Raw genomic sequence first — 21,013 nt, forward strand, 5'->3', positions numbered from 1 at the left:
TAGCAGATCAATCTGTTTTTAAGGCCCCTTATTAGAAATATTCAAGATGGCTAATCAAAATAATAGAGCGAACTATGAGTTCTCGTCCAGATAACTGTCGACATCCAGATGTTTGATGGTTTTACAGTATTGATGCTCATGTTTCAGCAGCTGGGTATATAATTCGGCATAGTGATTTAATTGCTGTTTTAGTTCGGCATGCTGAGGATGATTGTTTGAACAAAAACGTAATTTTAGTCGAAGCATACAGGTCTGTTTATAAGCCCAGAAGCAGATTCTACGTAATTGTTGCAACTGATAATGTTCAGTATTTTGGCTGTTTTCCCGGAACAAGTTTTCCCGATAAAAACGGATAAAGCCAAAGCTCACTCCAAAAAAGAATAAACTCCACATCAGCAGGCTACTTTGTACAAAAAACAGATTTAAGGCTTGTAGTAGAATCACCACAGCCATCTTGATTGGGGTATGGCGTAATAACTGATATAGCGAATAAGAAGAATGCTGAACCTGTTGCAGAATTAAGGTGAGACTCAACATCAGGAACAACAGTATCGCCAAAATGGCATAACTTTGCGCCTGAAATTCACTCACTTGCACAAAAGATTGCTTTATGACGTCACCGAACATCAAACTGACGGGAATAAAAATCATGGCTGCCAAGACCCAGGGAATCAAAAGCTTGGCTTTATCCCAGATCCCACGGATTTTGATCTGGCTATAGAACAGGTAATTGCCTTTAAATGCAGTTGGATACTGTTGTTGAAGTTGCTGCAGCAACAAAGTTACTTGGGTAGTGGGCATCATCCAGAGATTGATTCAGAAATAGACACAGGCACTATAGTCGATTTGACGCAGAATCACAGGACAAATCCATTTTCAGCGCTTATCATTACTTTAATCACGAAGATTTTAGTTTTTTAGCCACGAATTATGCGAAAATAGCCGATTCAAGATTTATTTTTTTAAGGACAGTTTATGACTGATCAATCTCCTGAGGCGTTAAGCGACATCGAAATTTTAGACATCCTGCAAAGCATGAAAAAGGATGAACTAAATACTGAGGCGAAAGAAGTGATTCGTCAGGGTGGTAAAGCTGGTCGTCAGGAAGCGCATAAAGAAGCGTTAGTGGCATTGAATCAGTCATTTGAAGACAAATTTGTCGAAGCGGTATCTTTGGCTTTGGGCCTGAATACGGCACAAATCAAAAAAATCCGTTATAAAAAAGACCGCGTCCGTATTTTAAAAGCGCGCGGAATCGACTATATGGCGATTGATGGCGCTGAAACGGCACAAGTGCTGTCCCAGATTGCACAAGCGATTCTGCGTGAAGATGCGATTGTTACCCATGACCTGCATAATATTTTTCCATTCTGGAAAGAAGGCTGGCCTATGGTGCAGTTCGACAATGCTTACAAGATTCTAGAAGATGATATCCAGATTCACTATCAAGCTGTTTTAGATGCATTGTTAACAAAGATCTAAGCACCTCAATAGATGTAAAAAAGCACCGTTAGGTGCTTTTTTATGATTGAATTTACTGGTTTGAATAAAACAAACTTAAAATAAAACTGATAGGAACGATAAATAGTCGTCCCCATAAAATCAAAGGTATGGCCAAATACTGTCCCCAACTCATGGTTCGGTCATAATGGCCACGGTGACGCTGGTAACCATAAGGGGTAATGATGCAAGCAAAAATCAATAAAATGATCGCTAAAAACAAGAACAGCGGATTTTGTTGTTGAGCAAAAAAGAAATAGATTAAATACAGTCCTGAATAAAAACTAAAACAAGCCAACAGCGCAGAAATGGACATCACTCTATCCTTATGATTTTTATTTTAAAATAGAGGAAGAATCAGATTATTCTGATTCTTCCTGAATTAATGGATTGATTTCAATGATCCGAGTCACCAGCAACTGGTCAATCTTGAAATGATCGACATCGACGACTTCAAATTTATAACCGGCATGAATGACGGTATCGGCAGGACGCGGAATTTTACGCAGCTTGAACATCATAAAACCAGCCAGTGTTTCGTAATTTTCCTCATCTGGCATTGAGTCGATTTCAAGCGCATGTTTCATGTCTTCAATTGGCGTGCTGCCTTCAATCAACCAGGAATTATTGTCACGCTTAATAATTTGCTGATCGGCTTCAATTGGTGTCACCCAGTCGCCCATTACAGTAATCATAATGTCGGAGAGGGTAATCACCCCAACCACCAGCGCATATTCATTAATGACGACGGCAAATTTTTCCTTGGTCGAGCGAAAACGGTCCAGAACTTCCGATAAAGTTAAAGTATCCGGAATGGTCAGGACATTACGGATGGTATTTTCATTTAACTGTAGCAGCGACTGGTTATTCAGAATCCGCACCAGAATATCTTTGGCATCGACATAGCCAATCACACTGTCGATGTCATTGCTACACACCAGAAACTTGGAATAGGGATATTCCGCCAGCTTTTGCCGAATACTTTCTTCTGGTTCATTTAAGGTAAAGAACACCACATTCTCACGGGTAGTCATACTCGAAGGTACATTACGCTCTTCCAGCTCGAATACATTTTCAATGAAATGATGTTCCTGTTTTTGCAGTACGCCAGCTTGTGCACCTGCATCCATCACTGCGGAAATATCATCAAAGGTAATATTATCATCACGAATGGTATTCACTTTAAACAGACGGAACAGCATGTTGGCAATAACATTAATGAGCCAGGCCAAAGGCTTACAGACTTTAATGAAAATCTGAATGGGTTCAATGACCGAGACTGCGATCTTTTCTGGCGCAATCATGGCCAGACGTTTCGGCATCAAGTCTGCAAATAGAATAAATAAAGAAGTGACGACAGTAAAGGAAAGTGCAAAGCTAATATTTTCAGCCCAAGGACCCTGGTAAAAGCGGGAAACAAAATTAAAAATATAAGGACGGAAGGCTCCTTCACCTAAAATACCGCCAAGAATGGCGACTGCATTTAAACCGATTTGAGAGGCTGCAAAGAAGTCAGCAGAATTTTCTTGTAGATCTAAAACTTTTTGAGCGCGATGTTCACCCGATTCAGCCAGAATTTTCAGTTTGACTTTACGGGCACCTGCGAGGGCGATTTCTGTTAAAGATAAAAAACCGGCCCCCGCGATGAGTATTAAGATAATCACGATATTTTGTAAGAGGCTCACAAATCCACCTGTGGATGAATAGTATCTTGGGATATTTTTAACACAAAAAAAGGCTTGAGGTGTAAAAACTACCTCTCAAGCCTTCAAAGTATAATCTTAAAAAATAAGAATTTAGAAGAATTTGAGTTTAATAGTGTGAAAATTGAGAATTATTGCTCAGGAATTCACGATTTTCTTCCTCAATCATTTGACGCGCAACATACAAAATCAGCTGACGTAACCAGCGATGTGCAGGGTGATGATGCAATAGAGGGCACCATGCCATTTTGAGTTCAAATTCGGGAATATAAAATGGTGGATCTTTCAGAATTAAATTATGATTCTTGGCTTGCAGGCGTGCGATCCGTGAAGGCAGGGTTGCCACCAGATCGACATTGGAGGCCAATAAACCTGGCATTTGATAATGACGGGTAAAGACCGAGATTTTACGTTTCTGGCCAATACGTTCCAAAGCCTGATCGATCCAGCCTAAACCGGCCTGTTTCTCCGGGTTGACCCCGAAGCCCACACCCATACCGGTTTTAGAGACCCAGATATGCTGTGCATCCAGATAGCTTTTTAAGTTCAGGTTGGTTGCAGCGGGGTGTTTATTGTTTAATAAACAGGAAAAACTGTCACGCCAGACCAGAACCTGATGAAAACTTTGCGGTATTTCATTAAAACGGTTAATCGCCAGATCAACTTTGCCTTGTTCCATGTCACGATAAGACACATCACTCGGGGTTAGAAAGTCCAAGACCACGTTCGGTGCTTCTGAACGTAAGGCTTTGACCAGCCGAGGAACCAGCGTCGCTTCGGCATAATCCGAGGTCATAATCCGGAAGACACGATTTGACGTATAAGGACGGAACTCGGTACGCGGTTCCAGAATCATGGACAAGTCAGCCAGCGCATCCCGGATACGTGGCTGTAACTCAAGTGCACGTTCTGTGGGTGTCATGCCTTCAGAAGAACGGATCAGGAGAGGATCATTAAATAAATTGCGTAATCGGCGTAAAATATTACTCATGGCAGGCTGGGTAACGCCCAATTGTTCGGCTGCACGGGTGACATTTTTTTCGCGAAGAAGTACATCAAGATAAATTAATAGATTGAGATCGACCCGCTCCAGATTCATAAAAGAAATACCGAGAATAAATACAAGAAATTATGCTGATTATGCCATAACTGCCGGGCTTTGTGTAAAGCGCCGATGAAAAAAAAGCCATGATAAAGCAGATAAAATCTAGGGAATTTATGCAGGTTTAAGCTGAATAATTAACGATTTTATTCGACTGAGTAGAAGCACGGGCTAAGCAAAGATTCAGTATTTTCATGTATGCAGATCAACAGCTCCATAACCAAGCTTTAAACTTTAAAAATACAGGTGTGAGTGCGTGAATAATTGCGTGAAAAGTATGCTATCTTGATAAATGCTTCAGCCTAAGAAATAATTCAAAATCATGATTATTTTTTAATAAAAGTGGATTTGAGCCAAGCCCAGACTTAAGTCTAATGAAGTATTTTTAAGCAGTCCGAAGGAAAAACGATCAATTTTATTTTAGTAAAATATAAAATAAAACAATATCTTATTTTAACATCACAGGATTATACTAAGACTTTCATCTACTCATTTTTTAAATAAATACTGAAGATTCTTGCAGACTATTGGATTAATTTTCATAAGCCCACTAATCTTTAGCTATCCCAACGGACCGGCGAAAATCTAAACAAGTTACTGAGGGTGTGATTTGAACGGTTCGTTGCAGAAAAATCCTAATATTATTACAGGAAAATATCATGACTACATACCAAACAGCGATTGATGCAATCCGCGAATTGAAAGCGAAATTCGGTAACACTTGGGCAGACATCAGTCCTGAAGATGCTGCGCGTATGCAAATCCAAAACCGTTTCAAAACTGGTTTAGACATTGCGAAATATACCGCGGCAATTATGCGTCGTGATATGGCTGCTTATGATGCAGACTCTAGCAAATACACTCAATCATTAGGTTGCTGGCATGGTTTCATCGCACAACAAAAAATGATTGCCAACAAAAAATACTTCGGTACGACTGAACGTCGCTACATTTACCTTTCTGGTTGGATGGTTGCAGCACTTCGTTCAGAATTTGGTCCACTTCCTGACCAATCAATGCACGAAAAAACTTCTGTTCCTGCATTGATCGAAGAAATCTACACATTCTTACGTCAAGCTGACGCGAAAGAATTGAACGACTTGTTCCGTGCACTTAAAAAAGCACAAGAAGCAGGCGATACTGCTAAAGCAGCTGAATTGACTTCACAAATCGACAACTTCCAGACTCACGTTGTGCCAATTATTGCGGACATCGATGCGGGTTTCGGTAACGAAGAAGCGACTTATCTTTTAGCTAAGAAAATGATCGAAGCGGGTGCATGTGCACTACAAATCGAAAACCAAGTGTCTGACGCGAAACAATGTGGTCACCAAGCTGGTAAAGTAACTGTGCCACACGAAGACTTCATCGCGAAAATCCACGCACTTCGCTATGCATTCCTTGAAATGGGTCTTGACGACGGTATCATTGTTGCACGTACTGACTCTGAAGGCGCTGACTTGACTCAAAAAATCCCAGTGGTTAAAGAGCCAGGCGACATCGCTTCTCAATATATCAGCTACTTGGAAACATCTGAAATTGATATCGCTGATGCACAAGAAGATGAAATCCTGATCAAACGTGATGGCAAACTTCACCGTCCTAAACGTCTTGCTTCTGGCTTGTACCAGTTCCGTGAAGGCACGCAAATTGACCGCGTTGTACTTGACTGTGTAACCAGCTTGCAAAATGGTGCGGATCTTCTTTGGATCGAAACTGCGACACCAAACGTTGCTGAAATCGCTCACATGGTAAACCGTGTGAAAGAAACAGTTCCAAATGCGAAACTTGTATACAACAACTCACCTTCATTCAACTGGACGCTTAACTTCCGTCAACAAGCGTATGATCGTTGGGTTGCTGAAGGTAAAGACGTTTCTGCTTACGACCGTGCTAAGTTAATGAGCGCTGAGTACGATGCAACTGAACTGGCTGCTGAAGCTGACGAAAAAGTTCGTACCTTCCAAGCAGATGCTGCGCGTGAAGCGGGTGTGTTCCATCACTTGATCACACTTCCGACTTACCACACAGCTGCACTTTCTACGCATGAACTTGCTCAAGGTTACTTCGGTTCTGAAGGCATGTTGGCTTATGTTGCTGGCGTACAACGTAAAGAAATCCGCGGCGGTATCGCATGTGTTAAACACCAGGCAATGGCTGGTTCTGACATCGGTGATGACCACAAAGAAATCTTCGCTGGTGACAATGCATTGAAAGCTGGTGATGATGCTAAAAACACAATGAACCAGTTCAGTGCTTAATCTGCTGAATTGATTCACCAAAAAACCCTGCATCTGCAGGGTTTTTTATTTGGAAAAATGCTATTAATAAATAGGAAATGGCAACCTCAAGAAAGTATTCAAGTGAGATCATCCATAATTTCTCCATGATTGGTTTTTATCACAGTTATTATGTGTTTAATTCTTGCATTCTACTGCTATGTCACTGAATATTTAGATATAGCTTGCTCGTATTTGGTCTAAATTCATCCCTCTTTAATTAAAAAGTGACTCGGACTTATGCTGTCTAAATTTTTTATCCACCGCCCGATCTTTGCTGGGGTATTGGCGATTGTCGTGATGGCGATTGGCCTGTTCGCAGTGATGAACCTGCCAGTGGAACGTTATCCGGACATTGCCCCGCCACGGATAACGGTGGCAGCAACCTATAGTGGCGCTTCTGCGGAAACTGTGGAAGAAAGCGTGACCCAGGTGCTGGAGCAGCAGATTAAAGGGATTGACCATTTACTGTATTTTAGTTCGAGTAGTGATTCTTCAGGGCGCAGCCGGGTCAGCATCAGCTTTGAAAATGGTACCGACCCCGATACAGCACAGGTTCAGGTACAAAATGCGATTAATGGGGTATTGAACCGTTTACCGGAAGATGTCCAACGCCAGGGCGTTAACGTGTTTAAATCTCTCGGCGATACCCATATGGTGATCAGCCTGTATGATGAGTCCGGTCGCAGTAACAATATTGAACTTTCTGATTACTTGATGACACATCTGGAGCAGGACATTTCCCGGATTGAAGGCATTGGTGAAGTTGATGTTTTTGGTTCTCAATATGCGATGCGGATCTGGCTGGATCCAGGAAAACTCAAACAGTATAAGCTGATGCCAAGCGATGTTCGTGCCGCCATTGAAGCTCAGAATACTCAGGTGGCTGCGGGCGCGATTGGGGATTTGCCGGCAGTGGATGAACAATACCTGAATGCTAAAGTCACCTCGGGTTCCCGTCTAAAAACCGTTGAAGAATTCCAGAATATTATTGTCAAATCGGATCGTGCCGGTAGTTTTATTTATTTAAAAGATATTGCACGGGTCGAACTTGGTGCTGAAAGTTATCAGTCTTATAGCACCAATAATGGTTATCCTTCGGCAGGTCTTGGGATTTCTCTGGCCTCAGGTGCCAATGCCATTGCCACCTCAAACTTGATTAAAGCTGAAGTTGCCCGTATTTCCCAGCAATTGCCCGAAGGCTATAAAATTGCCTATCCACGAGACAATACGCCCTTTGTACAAGAGTCGATTAAAGAGGTGGTCAAAACCCTGATCGAAGCGATCATTCTGGTTATCATGGTGATGTTCATTTTCTTGCAGAACTGGCGTGCTACTTTGATTCCTACCGTAACGGTGCCGGTGGTGATTTTGGGAACCATGGCGGTGCTTTATGCACTGGGCATGAGTATCAATACCTTAACTTTATTCGCTTTGGTTCTGGCCATTGGTCTATTGGTTGATGATGCGATTGTGGTGGTAGAAAACGTGGAACGGCTGATGCATGAACAGCATTTGTCTGCCAAAGAGGCGGCGTTAGAGTCCATGCAGGAAATTAGTGGGGCATTGGTCGGAATTACCTTAGTTCTAACTGCTGTATTTATTCCGATGGCGTTCTTTGGCGGTTCTACCGGGGTGATCTACCGACAGTTCTCCATCACTTTGGTCGCGGCCATGTCCTTATCCTTATTGGTGGCCTTGATTCTAACCCCAGCACTGTGTGCACTCATTCTGAAACCGAATCCAAAACCGGCAAAATGGGCGGCATGGTTTAACCAGAAGCTGGATCATTTAAAGCATCGTTATCTTCATCTTTCCAAAGTCACGATTCAGCATCAGGTCATTTGTTTACTGCTTTTTGCCGGCTTGATCTGTGTCTTTGCACTGTTTTACCGTGCTTTGCCAACCAGTTTTTTGCCGAGTGAAGATCAGGGGATTTTAAGCCTGCAAATCAAAGTGCAGGAAGGTGCTCCGATGAAAAATACCATTCAGGTCGGAGAAGAGGTTCGTAAATATTTTCTGGATCAGGAACAGGCCAATGTCAGTCTGGTGATGATTCGTTATGGCCGCAATTTCTCGGGAACTGGCCAGAATCTGGCCACCGGTTTTGTGGCATTAAAACACTGGAATGAACGTTCCGGTCAGGACAATACCGCACCCGCGATTCGTGAACGGGCTTTGAAGCATTTTCAAAGTAACCCTAATGCACAAATCAACGTATCCATGCCCGCGTCAGTCAATGGTCTGGGACAAACCGATGGTCTGGATTTCTGGATTCGGGATATCAATGGTAATGGCCGGCAGTATCTGGAACAGCAATTTCAGGCACTGGAAGCTCAGGCTGGCAATTATGCAAGCTTTGAAAATCTGGGTAAACGTTCTAATCCTGAAAAAGCCGAACTACGCGTCAATATTGACCAGAAACAGGCCATGGCCAATGGTCTGACCCAAACGGCAATTAATAGCACCTTATCTAGCGCTTGGGGTGGCAGTTATATCAATGACTTTATTGATCGCGGCCGGATTAAACGAGTGATCATGCAGGGCGATGCCGAATTTCGTTCCAAGCCGGAAGATCTGGCACAATGGCATGTCCGTAATGACCAGAATCAAATGGTGCCTTTTAGTAACTTCTCGCAAGTGGACTGGAGTGGTGGTCCGGAAGTGGTCAACCGTTTCATGGGCTATACCGCACTACAGATGGAAGCAGATCGGGCTCAAGGCAGCAGCTCCGGTCAGGCCATGCAGGATGTAGAGGCGCTGATTGCTGAACAGGACGGCGTAGATGTGGTCTGGAGCGGTTTATCCTTTGAAGAAAAACAGTCCAATAATCAGGCCATCTGGCTGTATCTGATTTCGATAGGTTTTATTTTCCTGTGTCTGGCCGCATTGTATGAAAGCTGGAGTATTCCTACTGTAGTGATGTCAGCAATTCCTCTTGGTATTGGCGGCAATATTATTTTCAGTTATTTGGCTGGCTTCCCGAATGATATCTATTTTCAGATTGCCTTGCTGACCACCATTGGCTTGTCCTGTAAGAATGCCATTCTGATTGTGGAATTTGCTTCGCTGGCACAGCAACAGGGCAAATCGGTGGTGGAGGCAGCATTAGAAGGTGCTTCCTTGCGTCTGCGTCCGATCCTGATGACTTCCTTGGCTTTTGGCGCCGGAATTTTACCTTTGGTCTTTGCCACGGGAGCAGGCGCGGTAAGCCGTCAGGAAATTGGTGTCAGTGTATTCGGCGGCGTAATTTTCGGAACCGTGCTGGTGCTAATTTTTATTCCCTTTATGTATGTGATGATTCGAAGTTTAATGGCTAAAAAAGAACCGGTTGATTCATGATCGTGCGCTCAGAAAAACAATCCATAGCCTGACTCAATCCGGCTGTGATGATTTAGATGCACTGAGAGCAGGGGTAATGTTCGGAGGATGATGCTAAAATCCACGCCTTTGCGCTTATAACCATGGACTGCCTATGCCGAAAATTTCAGAAAAAATACAGCATATTCAACAACAGATCCGTTCTGAACACCATGCTATGGCGATTGGCTTATTAAATGAGCTGAATGTCGCCGATCAGGCCAGTATTTTAAAAGGTTTGAAGTTAGAAGAACAGATCCGGATTTTTCAGGAACTCAAAGAACCGAGCCGGGTATTCGAGTTTATGCCACTCAGCCAACAAGTCAGTCTGGCTGAGCAATTACCGGTCGCACAGATTATTGCGATTTTAAATGCGCTCGATTCGGACAACTTTGTCGATGTTTATAAACGATGTTCTCCACAGCTGCAGCAGCAGCTCATGGCAAAATTGTCCGAAGCGAGTCGGCAAACCCTAAAAGATCTGGCGATTTATCCTGAAGGGACTGCTGGTGCGCTGATGAGCTCCAGTTTTGTTTCTTTGCATCAGGATCTGTCGATTCATGACGCTATCCAAATGTTGCGTGTGGTGGCCGCAGATCAGGAAACCCTGTATCTGATTTATATTGTTGATGAGCAGGACCAGCTGATCGGGGTAGTCTCTTTAAGGCAGATGATTCAGGCTAGTCCTGAAACCAGCATTGCCGAGATCATGCAAAGAGATGTGATTTACGCCAAGATTGGGGATGATCAAGAAGACGTCGCAAAAACTTTAACCTATTATGATTTTATGGCTTTGCCCATTGTCGATGAGCATAAAAAAATTCTTGGAATTGTCACTTATGATGATGCCATGGACATCATGGAAGCCGAAACCACCGAGGATATTTTAAAGTCAGGGGCGGTTGAGCCTTTAACTGAGTTAAGTTTAAAAACTGCGCCTATTTTTACACTGTACCAGAAGCGCGTATCTTGGCTGGTGATTCTGGTCTTTGGCAGTCTATTGTCCGGCATTGGCATTGCACATTATGAAGAGACCATTGCCGCGCATATTGTTCTGGTTTTTTTCCTGCCATTGCTGGTGGGCAGTGGCGGTAATGCCGGCTCGCAGTCGGCGACCTTGATGGTGCGTGCTTTGGCCACCGGTGATGTAGAATTTAGAGACTGGTTTAGCCTGCTCAGCCGGGAAACCTTGGTGGCGTTGTGTCTGGGTGGCACCATGGCACTGGCTGTCTCGGTGTTGGGTTATGTCCGAGGGGATATCATGGTGGCTGTGGTTCTAGCGATCAGTATGCTCGGCATTGTGCTGATGGGCTGCCTGATTGGCATGAGTCTGCCTTTTATTCTGAACAAGTTTAAGATGGATCCGGCCAGTGCCTCTGCACCTTTGGTGACCTCTATTTGTGATGCCACCGGTGTGATTATTTATCTATTTGTTGCTTCCAAATTATTGTTTTAATTCACAGATTGCTACAACTTTGGTCTCAAAATAATTTATGCTGATGAAAGTCAGTCCTATTTTTGGAATCACATATGCCTGAGCCTGGACAAAAAACAAAACTGAGTCAACAAGAGGTCATTCGTCTGGAACGTGATCTGGCCAAGTTTGCCAACATGATGGATTCAGTGGTACGTATTCCATTTACCAAGCAAGGGGTAGGGGCAGATGCCGCGCTGAGTACGATTCCGGTCGCTGGAGATATCGCCGGTTTTGTATTGACCTGTTATGCCATTCATAAGGCCAAACAGATTGGGGTGCCGAGTGCCAAGCTGAATCCGGTCATGAAACTGGCGGTGATGGATGCAGTGGTTGGATTTATTCCAGTGGCAGGCACCATTTTTGATATTTTTATTCGTCCCAGTCGCAAGGCGCTTGATGTGGTGCATGTTCATATTCGTGAAGAATATCAGATTCACAGTGATCGACATGTGGTACACCCTTTTTTGCATGAAAGCCTGGAACGCAAACAGCAGCAATCTGTATTTTGGCGCAATCCTGTAGTGGCCTGGATCTGGATTCATATCCCGGATATTTTAGGCGCCTTGTTCCTGATTCTATTTGTTTTTGCGATTGGGTGGGGTGCGATGGCGTTGTATCAGTGGATTAGCGCATAAAGGCCTATATAAATAATGAATAATTGAATCCAATAAAAAAGCCTGCAAGTGCAGGCTTTTTTCAATCAATGAATAGTATTACTTAAGCACAATCAAGCTGTTGTAGTGCAGCAACACGTTGTTCGATGCTTGGATGCGTCTGGAACAAGGCAGCAAGGCTAAAGCCTTCTTCTTTACCCGCAGAAATCGCAAATGCTTTCATTTCTTTCGGCATGGCATCTGGCATTTCAGACTCTGCCTGTAAGCGCAATAATGCTGAAATCATAGCCTGTTTACCTGCCAAGCGCGCACCTGCTTCATCGGCACGATACTCACGCTGACGGGAGAACCACATCACAATCGACGACGCCAGAATACCGAATACGATATCCAGTACGATGGTAATTACAAAATAGGCAATACCCGGTGCTTCACCTTCTTCACGACCAAAAACGTTACGGTCAATAAAATCACCCGCGACACGTGCGAAGAACATGACGAAGGCGTTCACAACACCCTGAATCAGTGCCAGAGTGACCATATCACCATTGGCGACGTGACCAATCTCATGCGCCAATACTGCACGAAGCTCGTCTTTGTTCATACGCTCAAGCAGACCAGTCGATACGGCTACTAAAGCATCGTTTTTATTCCAGCCAGTGGCAAAGGCATTGGATTGATAAGATGGGAAAATACCCACTTCCGGCATTTTAATGCCTGCACGCTGAGAAAGTTGTGCAACTTCATGGAGCAACCAGGCTTCAGCTTGGTTACGAGGTGCATTCGGGTCAATCAGTTCAGTACCCGTGGTCTTTTTCGCCATCCATTTAGACATGAACAGGGAAATCATTGAGCCAACCATACCGAACACGAAACAGATGACCAACAGGTTGCCTAGATTCAAGCCACCTGCGCCATGGTAACTACCGACACCGAAGAGTGACAAGATAATGCCAGCTACAACCAGTACCGCGAGGTTGGTTAGCAAGAACAAACCAATCCGCATCATTGAGAAATCCTCTTATTACAGAAAAATAATCTGATTATTGAATGTAAATCATTGAAATCAATATGAGGTGAAATCGATAAGATTTCAAGAAAAAAATAGCAATTCGCTACAAAAAGACAGTATGTTTTTTGTCCATATTGAAAGATAGGTCTTTAAAAACAAAGCTGTTTCAAAATTACTCACTTAAATATATTTTTGCAGATGCTGTCGCATTGGCAGTGGCATAAGAACCCATCGGTGCATCAGTGAAGCTACCATCTGCTCGTGCAATGATCTGACGCTGATATTTTGCTGCCTGAACATTGGACGCCGTCGTGGTTTCAGTTGAATAATTGGCAGAGCTGGCAATGACACGACCAGTATCAGAAGAAGCGGTATATGTACCACTGGTGCTGCCCAGTCCCTGTGCGTACAAGTTCTGATAACGGCTGCTGACACGGCGGACATAGTCCTGAGTTTCACGAAAAGGTGGCACACCCTTATATTTGGCCACATTGCCTTCGCCGGCATTATAACCTGCCAGTGCCAAGGTGGTATTGCCATTAAAGCGTTTCAATAACCAGGCCAGATATTTGGCCCCAGCCATAATATTCTGCTGCGGGTCATAGGCATTGCTGACATTAAAACGACGTGCTGTCGCCGGCATGAGTTGCATCAGGCCTTGTGCACCGACTGGAGAACGAGCCTGTACATTAAAACCGGACTCGGTATGCATCACGGCTTTGATCAGGCCTTCAGAGACACCATAGGTTTGCGCTGCCTGGCGAATAATCGAATCATAAGCATTTTTATTTCTACTATAGCTCGGCAAGACCGAAGCTTCACTGGAACCCCAATTGCTATAACTATGAATATTACTGTCTGGATAATAGGTCTTCTTTTCAACCTGAAGATGGTTATAGCGACTTTTCTTATTGGTTAATAAGGTGCTGCCATTGCTATCGCGCAACTGATAAATGGTTTGACCGGCATAGACCAACTGGCAACAACTCGCCAATAGCACAGCACTGATCCCATGACACCCCAAAACACGCAAATTTATTTTCATTGTTTATATTAGGTAAACACAATCGAGAAAAATTTAATGATGAGTTTAACAAAAAATTACGGAATGAAAAGACTTGTACGCTGCATTTATAAACGAGTTTGTAAGTGCAAGCCATTTTTTACATTTTAGAGTTAGAAAAAAAAATATGATTTAATTTAAAACCTTAGGGTTGACAGGTTTAACTAGTTGATTTTTATTAATAATTAAATTGGTTAAAAAGTGATCAATTTAAAGAAAAGCCTTATCTTTTGAGACGAAGAACTTGTCAAGTGCGTTTCAATCCACAAAGTTATCCACAACTTTTGTGGACAACTGTGGAAAAGTCCAAAAACTAGGCATCTTGCTGATTAATTGAACTGAAACGTTCAATATATCAATCTAAATAAAACATGAAAATGAAACTAATATGACATTTGCATGAAAATAAATTCTTTTGATGCGATGCGGGCCTGAATCGGCTAAAATTGCGCGGTATTTTTATTTATGGGTGAATCTCGTCTATGTACTCGCCAGTTGAGTCCGAACAAGGATTTAATTTCAAACCTGAACTGCCAACAAGCTCAGCCTACTATCGTTTGTTGAAGAAGCTGCGTCGCCAGGTCGGACATGCCATTCGTGACTTCAAAATGATTGAAGAAGGCGATAAGGTCATGGTGTGTATTTCAGGTGGTAAAGACAGTTACACCCTGTTAGATATCATGTTGCAGTTCAAGCGTATCGCACCGATCAACTTTGATGTCGTGGCGGTGAATCTGGATCAGAAACAGCCAGGCTTCCCGGAAGATGTATTACCACGTTATTTAGAAGAAAATAACATTCCGTATTACATTCTGGAAAAAGACACCTACAGCATCACCAAAAAGTTGACCCCGGAAGGTAAGACTTATTGCGCCGTCTGTTCGCGTCTACGCCGTGGCTCTTTGTATGGCTTTGCCCAGGAAATTGGTGCGACCAAGGTTGCGCTGGGGCATCACCGTGATGATATTCTGGCGACCTTCTTCCTGAACCTGTTCCATGGCGGCAGCTTGAAGGCCATGCCACCGAAACTGTTGTCTTCTGACAAAAAGAACATTCTGATTCGTCCACTGGCTTATGTGGAAGAAAAAGACATCATCAAATATGCAGAAATGCGTCAATTTCCAATTATTCCATGTAATTTATGTGGCTCTCAGGCGAACCTGCAGCGCGCAATTATCAATGACATGTTACGTGATTGGGATAAGGCACATCCAAAACGTCTGCACAGTATTTTTGGTGCATTGCAAAATGTCTCGCCATCACAGCTGGTCGATCGTGAATTGTTTGACTTTGAAGTGCTGGACAGCCAGCGCGAATTTGACTTCAAAGACAGCTGTTCGACTGAAGAAGCGCTGGAAGGCGAGAAACGCCGGATTAATATGGTCAATCTGGGCTTTGCCGCAGAATAATTTCAGTACGCAGATATCAGCCTTCGGGTTGATGTCTGTATGAAAAACAAATAAAAATAGAACTACAAAAATTGAACGACGCGTACAAAATTCGTTAGCCTTTGCGCTAATGATCATGATATAACAAAGCACGAGCATAATAGCTTCAACATGATGTCGTCTGGATAGTCGACACAAATGAACAAATAATTTGAGGAAAGATCATGCCTGCTTTTTTAACTGATGATTGGTTTTCAACTGTAGAAACACTTACTGCGCAAGCTGGTGATTTAAACTTGCCACCAGCTTTGGCGAACCTGGCGATTAATTTGGTTGTAGCGGACACTACAGGTAATACTGAACTATCTTTAGATGGTGGAGCAATTAAAAAAGGTTTGTCTTCAAATGCCAAAACGACTTTGAATATGGACGGCGAAACGTTACGTAAAGTTTTTCTGGAGTTTGATATGGCCGCAGCCATGCAGGCATTTATGACCGGTAAAATCAAAGTACAGGGTGATATGTCTCAATTGATGGCACTTCAAACTGCCAAACCGAGTCAGGAACAAAAAGATCTATTCAAGAAAGTACTTGAAAATACGACAGCTTAATTTTGCTGAACATCAGCTGAAATGAGCACAAAAAAAGCTTACCTTTGAGGTAAGCTTTTTTATCGCCGGATAGAATAAAATCCAGCTCATCAGACCTTAGATATTCACCAATTGTGGTGTGGTCTTGATGTGTTCCAGATAAGCACGAATACGGGTTACATATTGTACTGCCTGACGATAGCGGCCGTTATTGGCTTTATTCTGATCCAGATACGCATAGAGGTTGACCCAGTTATTTGGATTCTTGCCTTGTGACTGAATGCGTTTTTGTAACTGATTCACTGCACCTGGGCCCATATTATAAGCGACCAGTGCAAACCAGTTGCGATCTGGATAAGGAATATGCTCATAGCGGCTCAGCATTTGATCATAATACTTGGCACCACCCTGAATGCTTTGGGCTGGATCGGTACGATTGCTCACACCCATTGCTTTAGCAGTGCTATTGGTCAGCATCATCAAACCGCGAACACCTGTCGGAGAGACTGAGTTCGGTTTCAGATAAGATTCCTGATAACCAATGGCAGCTAATAAATGCCAATCCAGATCATATTGCTGCGCTGTCTGTTTAAAGCTTGCTTTATAGATCGGTAACCGGTTGCTCAAATCACGTTGAATGGCTGTCCAAGATTCCTCTTTCACCACATTCTGATTATAAAATGAAGCAAGCTGCTTGATGGCACCACTTTGTTTGCCTTTACAGATAAAAGCACTGGCAGTCTGGCTCAAGGGATCTGTGGCAGATTTAAATACCAGATTTAAATTGGTATTCAAGCCATTACTCACCAAAATAGACTGATCACCACAGGTGGCGGAGAATGAAGTCAGGCGCTTATTTTCAATTTCACCTAAATCGGTGGTGGTCATGGCCAGATTGGCTTTGCCCTGAGCAACCCATTGCAGTGCAGTGGCATTATTCGGGACAATTTTAAAATCCAGTTTCACATTCAGACTGTTGGCATAGTTGCGCACCAGGTCATAACCGAAGCCATGCAGATGTTGCCCATCCTGAAATACGGTGGTCGGATTTTCGACTGCGACCACGGTCAGCTTATTGCTATTGACCACATGATCAAACTGAAGTGTGGTCTTACTTGCATTGATACTGTGAAAGGGAATAAATGCAGTGCTCAGTACAAGTGCTTTCAAAGGGAGAGAAGAAATTACAGATCGTAGGCAAAGCCTCGACCCAGTGGATGAACTACTGTGCATGTTGTCTCCGCTACAAGTAATTTATGCCCTAAAAATCACAGCCAACATAGCCAGAAATTTTAACAGTTTGATAAATTCAATAAGGGTTGGGCAGTCATGACGTCATTCAAAATGACAAGAGATTTACGCATCATTATGTAGAAAAACTACATAGATTAAAAAGTAAGCATTTCCGGAAGTAGGTGGCATATTAATGATCTAAAAAACGATTGTCAAATTTTGTACACAAATTATTATTAAAAATAATTTTAAGATACTGAAATATAATGTGATTTTTTTTGAATTTTTTAATTGTTTTGAAATGGTAAATAAAATAAGCTGTTTGTAAGCTAATACACTGAAAATTTGATCAGCACGACGTATGAAATCCAACTTAATCACCCGTGGTGGACACGATAAATTGGTGGCAGAACTTAAGAATCTCTGGCATGAAGAGCGTCCGGAAATCACCAGAAAAGTGAACTGGGCAGCGAGTCTCGGCGACCGTTCGGAAAATGCCGATTACCAATATAACAAGCAAATTTTGCGTAAGATTGACCGCCGGGTCAGATACCTAGGCAAGCGTCTTGAAGAGCTAAAAATCATCGATTTTTCTCCAGAGCAGGAAGGCAAGGTCTATTTTGGAGCTTGGGTCGAGATTGAAAATGAAGAAGGCGAGCAGAAAAATTTACGTATTGTTGGAGTCGATGAAATTTATGATCATCATCCGCAGCATATCTCGATCAGTTCGCCCATGGCACGTGCGTTGTTGGGCAAGCAGGTAGATGATGAGGCTGAAGTGCTGACACCTTCTGGAAAGAAACGCTGGTTCATCAATTCAATTCGTTATGAAAAACCAGAAAATTCAGCAAATTAATGGAATTGATTTTATTTTGTGCAATTGATGCAGTGAAAGCATGAAAATATTTGCCAAGCGTGATTTTTGTTTATATCATGTCGGCCATGGAAGCGTGGCAGAGCGGTTTAATGCACCGGTCTTGAAAACCGACGAGGGTGTGAGTCCTCCGTGAGTTCGAATCTCACCGCTTCCGCCAAATTCGAAAAACCCAGTCAATTGACTGGGTTTTTTTATGCCTTTATTTTTATATTCATTATCAAGCTAATTCTGATTCATGTCGTTGCTTTATCTTGAATTAAATAGCTCTTGGCATCGTTTAAGTATTAACTTCTTTAAATAAAAATACATTTCAGCTTTTGTTTCGACTGATTTTTAACTGAATGAACAGCTTTTGCTAAAAGTTTTGCTAAATTTTATTGCCAAAAATCCGATTTATTTATATGATGGCGGCCAAGGAAGCGTGGCAGAGCGGTTTAATGCACCGGTCTTGAAAACCGACGAGGGTGTGAGTCCTCCGTGAGTTCGAATCTCACCGCTTCCGCCAAATTCTAAAAACCCCAGTCGAAAGATTGGGGTTTTTCTTTTTAGGCAGCAATGATTCAATACTTTATTCATCAATAACCAGCCCATAGCCCAAAACTTGAAAAATGGACGCATGTGCCAAATATAGAGTCAGAGACATCAACGCGCTATCATATGCCCAAGCATCATATGGATCTCATTATGAAAATTGTCGCAGATGAAAATCTGGCATTTACCGATTATTTCTTTTCTGAATTTGCAGACATTCGTCATTGTCCAGGCCGTAACTTAATGGCACAGGATGTTCAGGATGCAGATGCATTATTGGTACGCTCAGTGACTCAGGTCAATGAAGCACTGCTACAGAATAGTTCGATCAAGTTTGTAGGCAGTGCCACTATTGGTACAGATCATCTGGATATTGCTGCATTGGAACAGCATGGGATTCAGTGGAGCAATGCAGCCGGCTGTAATGCACAAGCTGTGGCTGAATATGTCATTACCGCATTACTGCATGTACGTCCTGAGTTAGTAGATGCCAATGCAACATTTAGCCTGGGTATAGTCGGTTTGGGTAATGTTGGAACCCGTCTGGCTTATATGGCAAAACTTTTGGGCTGGCGCGTGATTGGCTATGATCCTTTGGTTCAAAGAACGCAGGTTGATCAAGTTGAATTTAATGAATTGTTGCAGCAAGCAGATGCGATTTCGATTCATGTCCCTTTAACTCAAACGGGTCTTTATCCAACTTACCATTTATTCAATACGGCTACATTGGCGCAAATGCAGCCTGATGCAATTCTGATTAATTCTGCACGTGGGCCAGTGATTGAAGAGGCCGCCCTGATCCAGGATCTTAAAGCGACACAACGAACCGTGATTTTAGATGTTTTTGAACACGAACCGGTTATTTCAGCAGAGCTTCTGGATCTGCTGACGCTGGTGACGCCGCATATTGCCGGTTATAGCCTGGAAGGCAAGGCGCGTGGTACTCAAATGATCTATGACGCTTTCTGTCAAACTTTTGCTTTTGCAGCACATAAACAGTTCGAAACCCAGCTTCCGGTCTGCGAGCAGTTTTTCCAAAATCAGGATTTAAAAATGGTGCTAAAGCAATATTTAACGCAAATTTATGATATTGCCCGTGATGATCAAAATCTGCGTGCTTGTGTCAAGGATGGCAAAGTGGATCAGCAGGCTTTTGATCATTTAAGAAAAACCTATCCGCTGCGTCGTGAATGGGCTGCACATGGTGGGCCAAAAGCATGAATAGCACTTATCAGCCGACGTGTGAGCTGAATGCCATGCGTGCACGTGCCACCTTATATGCACAAATCCGTCATTTTTTTGCTGAGCGGGATGTATTAGAAGTCGAAACACCAATTTTATCTCAAGCCGGTGTGACCGATGTGCATTTGGCTTCAGTACAGGCGCAGCGCCATGTACTGGCTAAAGCATATACGCATTATTTACAGACCTCACCTGAATTTGCCATGAAGCGTTTATTGGCCAGTGGCAGCGGGCCTATTTACCAGATTTGTAAAGTCTTCCGTGATGATGAACATGGGCGTAAGCACAATAGCGAGTTTACCATGCTGGAATGGTATCGCCCGGGCTTTAGCTTAAAAGATTTGATGTTCGAAGTAGCCGATCTGCTTAATGTGACGCTTAAAGCACGTTTTGCTGAAATCCGTCCAACCATTTTGAGCTATAAACATGCCTTTATGGATCGTCTGGATATTAATCCATTGCAAGCGACCTTGCAGGAACTGAAAGACTGCTGTCGCCGTGTCGGTCTAAATCTGGATTTGGGTGAGGATCGGCTCGGCTATATCGACCTGTTATTTTCACATATGGTGGAGCCGAGTCTCGGTTTTGATACCGCAGTATTCCTGACCGATTTTCCGCCTGAAATGGCCTCTTTGGCGAAAACCCGAATCGATGAAGATGGGGAACTGGTCGCTGCACGTTTTGAGTTGTATATCGAAGGTTTAGAATTGGCCAATGCCTATGATGAGCTGATTGATGCTGAAGTTTTGCGCTCACGCTTTGAGACGGATAATGCAGAGCGGGCCAGACTTGGGCTGCATATCATGCCTATTGATGAGTATTTACTGGCGGCTTTACCGAATATGCCGGAATGTTCAGGGATTGCCTTGGGAATTGACCGCTTGCTCATGATCGCGACCAATCAGATGAAACTGGAGCAAGTGATTAGTTTCCCGGCGGATATTTCCTGATCGGGATTTGATTTTCCTTAAGCTCTTTAGAGGGCTGGGTCTCTGCACTAAATGATTGAAGCAATAAAAAAGCACCCTCGGGTGCTTTGTCT

The 21,013-nt window shown here is 43.1% G+C and carries 17 protein-coding genes and 2 tRNA genes; 12 read left to right on the forward strand and 7 right to left on the reverse strand.

What is annotated here, in order from left to right:
- Positions 1 to 72: 72 nt before the first annotated feature.
- A complete protein-coding gene (locus FTU90_RS00885) occupies positions 73 to 801 on the reverse strand; it encodes a hypothetical protein (RefSeq protein ID WP_100355626.1) in 729 nt (242 codons plus the stop codon).
- Positions 802 to 975: 174 nt separating this feature from the next.
- Here FTU90_RS00885 and FTU90_RS00890 point away from each other — a divergent pair, with 174 nt between their 5' ends.
- Positions 976 to 1,482, forward strand: coding sequence for a hypothetical protein (locus FTU90_RS00890; RefSeq protein ID WP_005097708.1), 507 nt, complete (start codon positions 976 to 978; stop codon positions 1,480 to 1,482).
- 52 nt (positions 1,483 to 1,534) lie between these two features.
- Here FTU90_RS00890 and FTU90_RS00895 read toward each other — a convergent pair whose 3' ends face one another.
- From FTU90_RS00895 to FTU90_RS00905, 3 genes are all read right to left on the reverse strand, one after another.
- The gene (locus FTU90_RS00895) at positions 1,535 to 1,816 is read right to left on the reverse strand and encodes a hypothetical protein (protein WP_005097706.1); all 282 of its coding nucleotides are present in this window, start codon (positions 1,814 to 1,816) and stop codon (positions 1,535 to 1,537) included.
- A 46-nt stretch (positions 1,817 to 1,862) separates the two neighbouring features.
- Complete coding sequence (locus tag FTU90_RS00900; protein WP_005097704.1) at positions 1,863 to 3,185, reverse strand: hemolysin family protein; 1,323 nt, start codon at positions 3,183 to 3,185, stop codon at positions 1,863 to 1,865.
- A gap of 127 nt (positions 3,186 to 3,312) precedes the next feature.
- Complete coding sequence (locus FTU90_RS00905; RefSeq protein ID WP_005097703.1) at positions 3,313 to 4,302, reverse strand: LysR family transcriptional regulator; 990 nt, start codon at positions 4,300 to 4,302, stop codon at positions 3,313 to 3,315.
- A gap of 662 nt (positions 4,303 to 4,964) precedes the next feature.
- On the opposite strand from FTU90_RS00905, the gene FTU90_RS00910 reads away from it, so the two are divergent.
- The 4 genes from FTU90_RS00910 (at position 4,965) to FTU90_RS00925 (ending at position 12,056) form a co-directional block, all read left to right on the forward strand.
- The gene (locus FTU90_RS00910) at positions 4,965 to 6,566 is read left to right on the forward strand and encodes an isocitrate lyase (protein WP_005169883.1); all 1,602 of its coding nucleotides are present in this window, start codon (positions 4,965 to 4,967) and stop codon (positions 6,564 to 6,566) included.
- A gap of 258 nt (positions 6,567 to 6,824) precedes the next feature.
- On the forward strand, positions 6,825 to 9,926 hold the full coding sequence (locus FTU90_RS00915; protein ID WP_180071807.1) for a multidrug efflux RND transporter permease subunit: 3,102 nt from the start codon (positions 6,825 to 6,827) through the stop codon (positions 9,924 to 9,926).
- Positions 9,927 to 10,059: 133 nt separating this feature from the next.
- A complete protein-coding gene (mgtE, locus tag FTU90_RS00920) occupies positions 10,060 to 11,400 on the forward strand; it encodes a magnesium transporter (protein ID WP_100357860.1) in 1,341 nt (446 codons plus the stop codon).
- Positions 11,401 to 11,474: 74 nt separating this feature from the next.
- Complete coding sequence (locus tag FTU90_RS00925) at positions 11,475 to 12,056, forward strand: DUF4112 domain-containing protein (protein ID WP_005169896.1); 582 nt, start codon at positions 11,475 to 11,477, stop codon at positions 12,054 to 12,056.
- Positions 12,057 to 12,138: 82 nt separating this feature from the next.
- On the opposite strand, the gene htpX is transcribed toward FTU90_RS00925, so the two are convergent.
- The gene (gene htpX, locus FTU90_RS00930) at positions 12,139 to 13,044 is read right to left on the reverse strand and encodes a protease HtpX (protein ID WP_005097694.1); all 906 of its coding nucleotides are present in this window, start codon (positions 13,042 to 13,044) and stop codon (positions 12,139 to 12,141) included.
- A gap of 175 nt (positions 13,045 to 13,219) precedes the next feature.
- Positions 13,220 to 14,092 carry a lytic transglycosylase domain-containing protein gene (locus tag FTU90_RS00935; protein WP_005097692.1) on the reverse strand — a complete coding sequence of 291 codons (873 nt, stop codon included), beginning with the start codon at positions 14,090 to 14,092 and terminating at the stop codon, positions 13,220 to 13,222.
- 500 nt (positions 14,093 to 14,592) lie between these two features.
- On the opposite strand from FTU90_RS00935, the gene ttcA reads away from it, so the two are divergent.
- Positions 14,593 to 15,519 carry a tRNA 2-thiocytidine(32) synthetase TtcA gene (gene ttcA, locus FTU90_RS00940; RefSeq protein ID WP_005097691.1) on the forward strand — a complete coding sequence of 309 codons (927 nt, stop codon included), beginning with the start codon at positions 14,593 to 14,595 and terminating at the stop codon, positions 15,517 to 15,519.
- Positions 15,520 to 15,722: 203 nt separating this feature from the next.
- Positions 15,723 to 16,109 carry an SCP2 sterol-binding domain-containing protein gene (locus FTU90_RS00945; protein WP_004280536.1) on the forward strand — a complete coding sequence of 129 codons (387 nt, stop codon included), beginning with the start codon at positions 15,723 to 15,725 and terminating at the stop codon, positions 16,107 to 16,109.
- A 96-nt stretch (positions 16,110 to 16,205) separates the two neighbouring features.
- Here the strand turns inward: FTU90_RS00945 and FTU90_RS00950 are convergent, their stop codons facing one another.
- Positions 16,206 to 17,321 (reverse strand): transglycosylase SLT domain-containing protein, encoded by a 1,116-nt coding sequence (locus FTU90_RS00950; protein WP_005097690.1) that lies wholly within the window; start codon positions 17,319 to 17,321, stop codon positions 16,206 to 16,208.
- Positions 17,322 to 17,682: 361 nt separating this feature from the next.
- On the opposite strand from FTU90_RS00950, the gene greB reads away from it, so the two are divergent.
- From greB to epmA, 5 genes are all read left to right on the forward strand, one after another.
- The gene (greB, locus tag FTU90_RS00955; RefSeq protein WP_005097688.1) at positions 17,683 to 18,177 is read left to right on the forward strand and encodes a transcription elongation factor GreB; all 495 of its coding nucleotides are present in this window, start codon (positions 17,683 to 17,685) and stop codon (positions 18,175 to 18,177) included.
- A gap of 88 nt (positions 18,178 to 18,265) precedes the next feature.
- A tRNA-Ser gene (locus FTU90_RS00960) sits at positions 18,266 to 18,355 on the forward strand.
- Positions 18,356 to 18,613: 258 nt separating this feature from the next.
- Positions 18,614 to 18,703, forward strand: a tRNA-Ser gene (locus FTU90_RS00965).
- 179 nt (positions 18,704 to 18,882) lie between these two features.
- Positions 18,883 to 19,950, forward strand: coding sequence for a 4-phosphoerythronate dehydrogenase (locus FTU90_RS00970; RefSeq protein WP_180071808.1), 1,068 nt, complete (start codon positions 18,883 to 18,885; stop codon positions 19,948 to 19,950).
- The gene (gene epmA, locus FTU90_RS00975) at positions 19,947 to 20,921 is read left to right on the forward strand and encodes an EF-P lysine aminoacylase EpmA (protein ID WP_180071809.1); all 975 of its coding nucleotides are present in this window, start codon (positions 19,947 to 19,949) and stop codon (positions 20,919 to 20,921) included. The genes FTU90_RS00970 and epmA overlap by 4 nt, the downstream gene beginning before the upstream one ends.
- The last annotated feature ends 92 nt before the right edge of the window (positions 20,922 to 21,013 follow it).

Origin of the sequence: Acinetobacter sp. YH12200 (assembly GCF_013418175.1) — a bacterium.
GTDB lineage: Bacteria > Pseudomonadota > Gammaproteobacteria > Pseudomonadales > Moraxellaceae > Acinetobacter > Acinetobacter pseudolwoffii.